This is a genomic window from Cryptocyanus atlanticus LEGE 06306 (assembly GCF_056633155.1).
Map to the genome: position 1 here is coordinate 274,246 of NZ_JBSJOZ010000002.1, position 6,898 is coordinate 281,143.

The 6,898-nt window shown below is 67.5% G+C and carries 7 protein-coding genes; 3 read left to right on the plus strand and 4 right to left on the minus strand.

Annotation, left to right across the window (positions count from 1 at the left end):
* Positions 1-3 precede the first annotated feature (3 nt).
* Entirely contained in the window at positions 4-585 is a 582-nt protein-coding gene (locus ACWJI7_RS04170) for a chromate transporter (protein ID WP_479935600.1), read from the plus strand.
* A 3-nt stretch (positions 586-588) separates the two neighbouring features.
* On the opposite strand, the gene ACWJI7_RS04175 is transcribed toward ACWJI7_RS04170, so the two are convergent.
* Genes ACWJI7_RS04175 through ctpZ form a run of 3 tightly spaced genes read right to left on the minus strand, consistent with a single transcriptional unit; the run spans position 589 to position 3,833 of the window.
* Complete coding sequence (locus ACWJI7_RS04175) at positions 589-1,311, minus strand: septum site-determining protein MinC (protein ID WP_479935602.1); 723 nt, start codon at positions 1,309-1,311, stop codon at positions 589-591.
* Positions 1,312-1,335: 24 nt separating this feature from the next.
* Positions 1,336-2,604, minus strand: a complete 1,269-nt coding sequence (locus tag ACWJI7_RS04180) for an HD domain-containing protein (RefSeq protein WP_479935604.1) — start codon at positions 2,602-2,604, stop codon at positions 1,336-1,338.
* A complete protein-coding gene (gene ctpZ / locus ACWJI7_RS04185; protein ID WP_479935605.1) occupies positions 2,601-3,833 on the minus strand; it encodes a carboxyl-terminal processing protease CtpZ in 1,233 nt (410 codons plus the stop codon). The genes ACWJI7_RS04180 and ctpZ overlap by 4 nt, the downstream gene beginning before the upstream one ends.
* A gap of 139 nt (positions 3,834-3,972) precedes the next feature.
* Between ctpZ and petB the strand changes: the two genes are divergently transcribed.
* Both petB and petD read left to right on the plus strand, forming a co-directional pair.
* Positions 3,973-4,647, plus strand: a complete 675-nt coding sequence (gene petB / locus ACWJI7_RS04190; RefSeq protein WP_479935607.1) for a cytochrome b6 — start codon at positions 3,973-3,975, stop codon at positions 4,645-4,647.
* A 67-nt stretch (positions 4,648-4,714) separates the two neighbouring features.
* Positions 4,715-5,197, plus strand: coding sequence for a cytochrome b6-f complex subunit IV (petD, locus tag ACWJI7_RS04195; RefSeq protein WP_479935609.1), 483 nt, complete (start codon positions 4,715-4,717; stop codon positions 5,195-5,197).
* A gap of 52 nt (positions 5,198-5,249) precedes the next feature.
* Here petD and ACWJI7_RS04200 read toward each other — a convergent pair whose 3' ends face one another.
* On the minus strand, positions 5,250-6,722 hold the full coding sequence (locus ACWJI7_RS04200) for a glycoside hydrolase 100 family protein (RefSeq protein WP_479935611.1): 1,473 nt from the start codon (positions 6,720-6,722) through the stop codon (positions 5,250-5,252).
* Between the last annotated feature and the right edge of the window lie 176 nt (positions 6,723-6,898).

The following is a 6,898-nucleotide window of genomic DNA, read 5'->3' on the forward strand; positions in this document are numbered from 1 at the left end:
GCCGTGGCCAGCTGCTCTCCTGCCGCCCTCTCCGATCTGGGCAACCTGATGGAGGTGCTCTGGACCTTCCTCTCCCTCTCGCTGTTTTCCCTGGGGGGCGGGAACACCCTCCTGGCCGAGTACCACCACCTGAGCGTTGACCGCTTCTGCTGGCTCACCTCCTCCCAGTTCGCCGATCTCTACGCCCTGGCCGAGGCCGCGCCCGGCCCCAGCTCGATGCTGGTTGGCCTGCTGGGACTGGGGGCGGCCTGGCGGGAGGGTCCCCTCTGGGCCCTGCTCAGCGCCTATGGGGCGGAGGCGGCCGTGCTGCTCCCCTCTACCCTCCTGATGGTGGTGGCCTGCCTGAGCTGGAACCGGCTGCGCGATTCTCCCTGGCGCGTCGCCTTCGAGCGAGGGCTCGGTCCGATCACGCTCGGCATCCTCTTCGCCGTGGGCCTCAAGATCCTCAACACCGCCGACCACGGGGTTCCGGCCTATCTGGTCTCGATCGTGGTCTGTGTGCTGATGCTGCGCACCCGCATCTCCCCACTCTGGTTCATGGCGGTGGCCGGGCTGCTCGGGGGCCTGGGGGTGATCAACCGCTGAGGATCAGCCGGCCGGGAGGCAGCTCTGGCGTTCCCCCGTCTGCAGGGGCCAGGAGGGGGGGGCCGGATCGATGCGGATCATCCCGTCCAGCAGCCGCGCCTGTTCGGCGAACCCCGGAGGGGGCCCATCCTCCGGACCCCTGGCGACCACCGAGGCGATCCTCAGCTGCAGGGGCCGCAGCTGCAGGGCCACGATCCTGGCTTCCAGGTCGCCGGCGCAGCCGGCATGGGCGACACCCCGCAGGCGACCCCATACCAGCACGTGTCCGGTGGCACTCACCCGGGCTCCGGGATTCACATCGCCGAGCAGCAGCACGGACCCCTCCACCTGGAGGTGGTCCCCCGAGCGGAGCGTGCCCCGATGGATCAGCAGTCCATCCCCCGGCTTCGCTGCACCGCCCGCTCCCGCCGCCATGGGCATCTGCGGGGGCGGCAAGGGTGGCGTGGCCAGCCCCAGGGCGGCGGCTGCCACCCGGGTGTCCGGCGCTCCCCCCTCCACCCGGCAGAGGCTGAGTCCGCGGTCCGCCAGCTGGCGCGTCAGCTGCCGCAGTTCGGGCAGAGTGAGTCGCCAGGCCCCGGCAACCAGCACCACAGCTCCCGGGGGCGGGTGGTTTCCCAGGCCGTGGCAGAGGTCCTCCAGGCTGGCGTCCGTCGCCCGTGGCGAGGACGGCAGGATCAGATGGTGGGGCAGCTCGGGCCGGGCGGCCGGCACGAAAACGGCAGCCATCGCGGCCTGCGGCGGGGGCTCAACCTAGACAGGATGCCCCTCTCCGGCGGCGAGCTGGCGAAGGCCCGCCCGCACCGCCGCGCTCGCCTCGGCCGGATGGATCAGCCAGGCCAGTTCCACCGGCTGTACCAGGCTCGCCACCAGGGGCGAGTGTGCCTCCAGAGCCTGGAGTGACTCCCCATCCCAGAGCCGAAGGCCTCCCTTGTAGGGGTGATACCCCCGGCTCTGGCGCTGGTGCAGCCCGCAGCTGAGGGCTGGATCGAGCGCCGCCTCGCCGCTCGCCCGTCTGGCCAGGGCCAGCAGTTCCAGGCGCTGCCCCTGGGCGAGAGGGCTCACGTCCACCGCTTTGAGCAGCCGTCGGTCCAGCAACCGCCGGCAGAGCTCCCGCAGATCCGGCGGGCCCTCCTCCCCCCAGCGCATGAGGTGATAGGTCGTGCGGACGTCATCGTTGGCGAGGTAGGTGTCGAGATCGAGGGTCTTCGGGGCCCACAGCCAGGCCGCCAACACCCCATCGGCGACAAGCCGCTCCGGTCCCAGCCGGCGGGCCACGGCGATGATCTGGCGAAGCAACCAGTTGCAGACCACGTTCAACCGGTGGTTGTAGACGCTGCGGTACATCAGGTCCCGCACCACCAGGTAGTGCTCCACGGCCATCAGCCCCTTGGGGTGCAGGGCCAGGGACTGGTCGGGCGCGAGGGTGAGGGCTGCGAGGATCCGCTCCAGATCCAGACGGCCGTAGCTGGTGCCGGTGCTGTAGCTGTCGCGCAGCAGGTAGTCGAGCCGGTCGCAATCGAGCTGCGAGCTCACCAGTGAAGCGATGGCGGGGTGCCTGTGTCGCCCGTGGCCCAGCAGATCGGCCACCGCCGCCGCCGTGCCCGGGGCATGGGCTTCGAGCCGGTCCCGCAGGGCCGGATGGTCGCCCACCAGCCGGGCCGACCACGCTTCGTGCCGCAGCCCGTACATCTCCTCACCGGAATGGCTGAGCGGCCCGTGGCCCACGTCGTGGAGCAGGGCGGCCGCCAGCAGCACTCCCGCATGCTCCTGCAGTTCGGGGGCCTGGCGCATGAGGCCCGCCAGGGCGAGCCGAGCCAGATGGAGCACGCCGAGCGAGTGAGTGAAGCGACTCGATTCGGCGCCATGAAAGGTGAGAAAGGCGGGGCCGAGCTGTCGGATCCGCCGCAACCGCTGGAAGGGGGCCGTGTCGATCAGATCGATGATCAGGTCTTCGGCCGGCTGGCTCCGGTCCAGGCGGATCGCTCCGTGCAGGGGATCGTGGTACGTGCGTCCGCTCATCTCCCCTCCAGGGTCTCCACCAGCTGGTCGAGGGCCTGCTCCAGCCAACCGTCGCCTTCTCCCCCGGGGGTGAGCGGTTCCGGTTCCGCCAGCCTGCGGTCGGGAACGATGCCCTGGTCCTGGATGTCGCGGCCGCTGGGTGTGACGTAGCGGGCCACGGTCACCGCCAGTCCGCTGCCATCGCCGAGGCCGATCAGGGTCTGGATCAGTCCCTTCCCGAAGGTGCGGCTGCCGAGCAGCAGCGAGCGACCATCATCCTGCAGGGCTCCGGCCAGGATCTCGCTGGCGCTGGCGGTTCCCCCGTTCACCAGGGTCAGCAGCGGACCGTTGAAGAGCTGCCCCGGCCTGGCGCTGCGTTGCTCCCTGAGGCCGTCCCGGTCCAGGGTCTCCACGATCGGGTCCCCGTCAAGAAGGGCGTCGGCCACGGCCAGCCCCGCGTCCACCAGGCCGCCGGAGTTGTTGCGAAGATCCAGGATCAGGCCCTCCACCCCATCCCGCTCGAACGCCTCAAGGGCCAGCCGAACCCCGTCCGGCACCGGCTCGCTGAACTGGGACAGACGGAGCACCCCGAGGCGGTGACCCCGGCGGACCCGTTCGCGCCGCCGCACGGGGCGCAGATCGATGCGCCGCCGCTCGAGCACCAGTTCGCGGACGGGCATGTCACCCCACGCGCCCTCCGCGGGGGGGCGAAGCCGGATCTGCACCGTGCTGCCGGCTTCGCCCCGCAGCCGCGCCGCCGTGCCTTCGAGGCCCAGAGCGGCGGTGGCCATCCCTTCCACCTCCAGGAGCTCGCTCCCGGCGGCGATGCCGGCCTCCGCGGCGGGCGATCCCTCCAGGGGGGCGATCACCAGGATGCGCTGATCGGGAGCGCCGATCCCGAGCTGCAGCCCGACTCCGCTGACCAGGCCTTCGGTGGTGGCGCGCAGGGCGGCGTAGTCGTCCGGACGCAGCAGGCGGGTGTAGGGATCGCCGAGGGGCTCCAGCAGGGCCGCGATTGCGTCATAGGCCTCCCCACTGGTCTGGATCGGCTGCTCCAGGGCTTTCTGCCGAAGTCGCCGCCATTGCACGGCCTCGAATCGGGCCGGATCCACGTAGCTCTGGTTGACTAGGCGCCAGGCCTCCACCACCAGCTGCTGGGCGTCATTGAGGGCCCAGGCCCCGCCGGGGGTACCGGTCAACACCAGCAGCAGGGCCAGCAGGGTCAGGCCCCGCACCAGCAGGGCCCTCATCGCCGTCCCCGTTCAGGGGCGCGGGAGGGCCCGTCGATGGGGAGACAGGCCGGGGCACGAAACGGCGGGGAGGGTGGCTCGGCGATCACGACCCAGGCACGGGGATCGGTAGACTCTCGCAACCCAAACCCAGCACTGCATGGCGAACTCGTCTCCCGCCGCCAAGTCGTCCCCGGTGTTCGACTGGTTCGAGGAGCGTCTGGAGATCCAGGCGATCGCGGATGACATCTCCTCCAAGTACGTGCCGCCCCACGTCAATATCTTCTATTGCCTCGGCGGCATCACCCTGGTGTGCTTCCTGATCCAGTTCGCCACGGGGTTTGCGATGACGTTTTACTACAAACCCACCGTCGCAGAAGCTTACAGTTCGGTTCAGTACCTCATGACTGACGTCAGCTTCGGCTGGCTGATCCGTTCAGTCCATCGCTGGAGCGCCAGCATGATGGTGCTGATGCTGATTCTCCACGTGTTTCGCGTTTACCTCACCGGGGGGTTCAAGCGCCCGAGGGAGCTCACCTGGGTCACCGGTGTGGTCATGGCGGTGATCACCGTCGCCTTCGGGGTCACCGGCTACTCCCTTCCCTGGGATCAGGTGGGTTACTGGGCCGTCAAGATCGTCTCCGGGGTTCCTGCCGCCGTGCCCGTGGTGGGGGATTTCATGGTTGAACTGCTTCGGGGCGGTGAAAGCGTCGGTCAGTCCACCTTGACCCGCTTCTACAGCCTTCACACCTTCGTGATGCCCTGGCTGCTGGCCGTATTCATGCTGATGCACTTCCTGATGATCCGCAAGCAGGGCATTTCCGGTCCCTTGTGATCCATCCCATCCTCCCGTCCACCGCTTCGGCCTTCGCCCCGTTCCGCTCCTCTTTCGCTCTCCTCCGATGCACATCCTCAAGAAGCCCGATCTGAGTGATCCGAGCCTGCGGGCCAAGCTCGCCAAGGGTATGGGTCACAACTACTACGGAGAGCCGGCCTGGCCGAACGATCTCCTCTACATCTTCCCGGTGGTGATCCTCGGAACGATCGCTTTGGTGGTGGGTCTTGCCGTTCTGGATCCGGCCATGCTCGGCGATAAGGCCGATCCGTTCGCCACCCCCCTTGAGATCCTTCCCGAGTGGTACCTCTATCCGGTCTTCCAGATCCTGAGGGTGGTACCCAACAAGCTGCTCGGCATCGCCCTTCAGACGATGATCCCCCTGGGCCTGATGCTCATCCCGTTCATCGAGAGCTTCAACAAGTTCCAGAATCCCTTCCGCCGTCCAGTGGCCATGGCGGCCTTCCTGTTCGGCACCGTCTTCACGATTTATCTGGGCATCGGAGCGGCCATGCCGATCGACAAGTCACTTTCCCTCGGCCTGTTCTGAACGGTAGGTTCGCCGGCATTGATCGATCAGCCGCTCGAGTCGAGCGGCTTTTTCATGGCTGCACCAGGTTGGCGACAACCCCATCGTCAATCGAGAGAACGGACACATCCTCCGGCTTCACCCGCAGCAGGTGGTGCAGCAGCAGGAACCCCACGATCGTCCAGGTCTGGTAGGTCCGCGACTGCTGGCCCACCCAGGTGCCCGTGGGGCCATCGAAATATTCAGCCCACTGTTGCCGGGGCAACTGGTTCAGCTGGGACCAGTAACACTCCTCCAGCATGGCCCTGGTCTGACCCATCAGCAGCACATCTGCCTTGGGATGGCGCTGCTCATGCTGCAGGATGGCCCCTCCCAGGAACCAGAGCAGGCTGGGCCAGTGCCCGCCATTGTGATAACTCCAGGGCCAGTTCTTCGGATCGGAGCCTGTCTTGTTGGCCCATTCGGTGGCATCCATCGGTGGATGGCAGATCCGCATCGGCATCTGGGCCATCAGATGACCGCGGTTGTGCAGCACCAGCCGGAACAGGGCCCGTTGCTGGGGAGCCGTGAGCAAGCCGAACAGGCAGGCCAGGGAATTGCCGAGGCTGTAGAAGCGAAAATCGGGGCGGCCGGTGCGCATATTGCCGATCAGGTAGCCACCACGGTTCTCGAGCCAGTCCTGCAGCCAGTCGGGGATCACCTGGGGCTGCACGTTGAACTCGTTCTCGTGCTGTTGATCCCCGTACTGCTCGGTCGGACGGCGCCTGAGCACCTGCATCGTCTTGCTGGTCACCCAGTAGTGCTTGAGCAGGAAGGAGCGCAGGTTCCGGATCCACTGGCGGGTGAGTTCAAGGCGTTGATCCAGCAGTCGGCTGCTGCGGTCCCGCCGGGCCAGTTCCATCAGGTGGCCGCAGCTCTTGAGGCAGCCGTAGAGCAGCACCTCCACCTCGAGCGGCGCGCCCCAGACATCCATGGGACGGTCGATCATGAACGAGCAGTCGGGCACGAACAGCACCGGGGTGCCCTCGAAGCTGGGGTGCAGCACCAGGTCGAGCAGGAGCTGCACCCCCCGCTGCACCTTCTGGGAATAGCCGAACTCCCAGTCCTGGCTTCGCCGCACGTAGAGCCAGCAGAGCACCGGCCACCAGAGGCTGGCGTCGACGGAGGTGATCCGTCCGATCGAGCGTTGGCCATAGTCGGCGATCAGCTCGCCATCGGTCTCGATGAAGCTTGTGGGGAAGACCCCGCGTGTCTGATAGACGCTGCTCTGCAGGTCCAGGCAGACGCTCAGAAAATGACGAACGATCTCGTAGCGACCCTGCAGTAGCAGGTAGAACATCACCGGAACGTTGTCGCGCAGGAACACCTCGCCGTAATTGAGCGCCCCGCCCCGCCCCGGGTGCTCCAGGGCTGCCACGGACCCCACCGGAGTCCCCTGAACGGACACCAGGGTGCGCTCGAACTTGTCACGGGCGCTGCTGACGACCGCTTCCTCCCGGGAGCTTGGCCGGATGCGCAGGCGTTCCTGGCTGAAATGCGTGGCCAAGCAGAAGCTCCTGTTCAGGCGGGTGCCTGCCGGGCAAACCATAGACGTGCCAAGGGAACTGGCGGGGTTGTGGCAGTCGCTGGAGAGGGGATTGCCAGATTCCGGGTGCGGTGTGCTACTTTTTTGGACTGCGCCCAAACGGGAGACCGGATTGGGAGCAGGGCCTGGAGGAGAGG

Excerpts from the sequence above, each read along its gene's own strand:
- petD (WP_479935609.1), top strand. The coding sequence starts at position 4,715 with ATGCACATCCTCAAGAAGCCCGATCTGAGTGATCCGAGCCTGCGGGCC.
- ACWJI7_RS04180 (WP_479935604.1), bottom strand. The coding sequence starts at position 2,604 with ATGAGCGGACGCACGTACCACGATCCCCTGCACGGAGCGATCCGCCTG.
- ACWJI7_RS04175 (WP_479935602.1), bottom strand. The coding sequence starts at position 1,311 with ATGGCTGCCGTTTTCGTGCCGGCCGCCCGGCCCGAGCTGCCCCACCAT.
- ctpZ (WP_479935605.1), bottom strand. The coding sequence starts at position 3,833 with ATGAGGGCCCTGCTGGTGCGGGGCCTGACCCTGCTGGCCCTGCTGCTG.
- petB (WP_479935607.1), top strand. The coding sequence starts at position 3,973 with ATGGCGAACTCGTCTCCCGCCGCCAAGTCGTCCCCGGTGTTCGACTGG.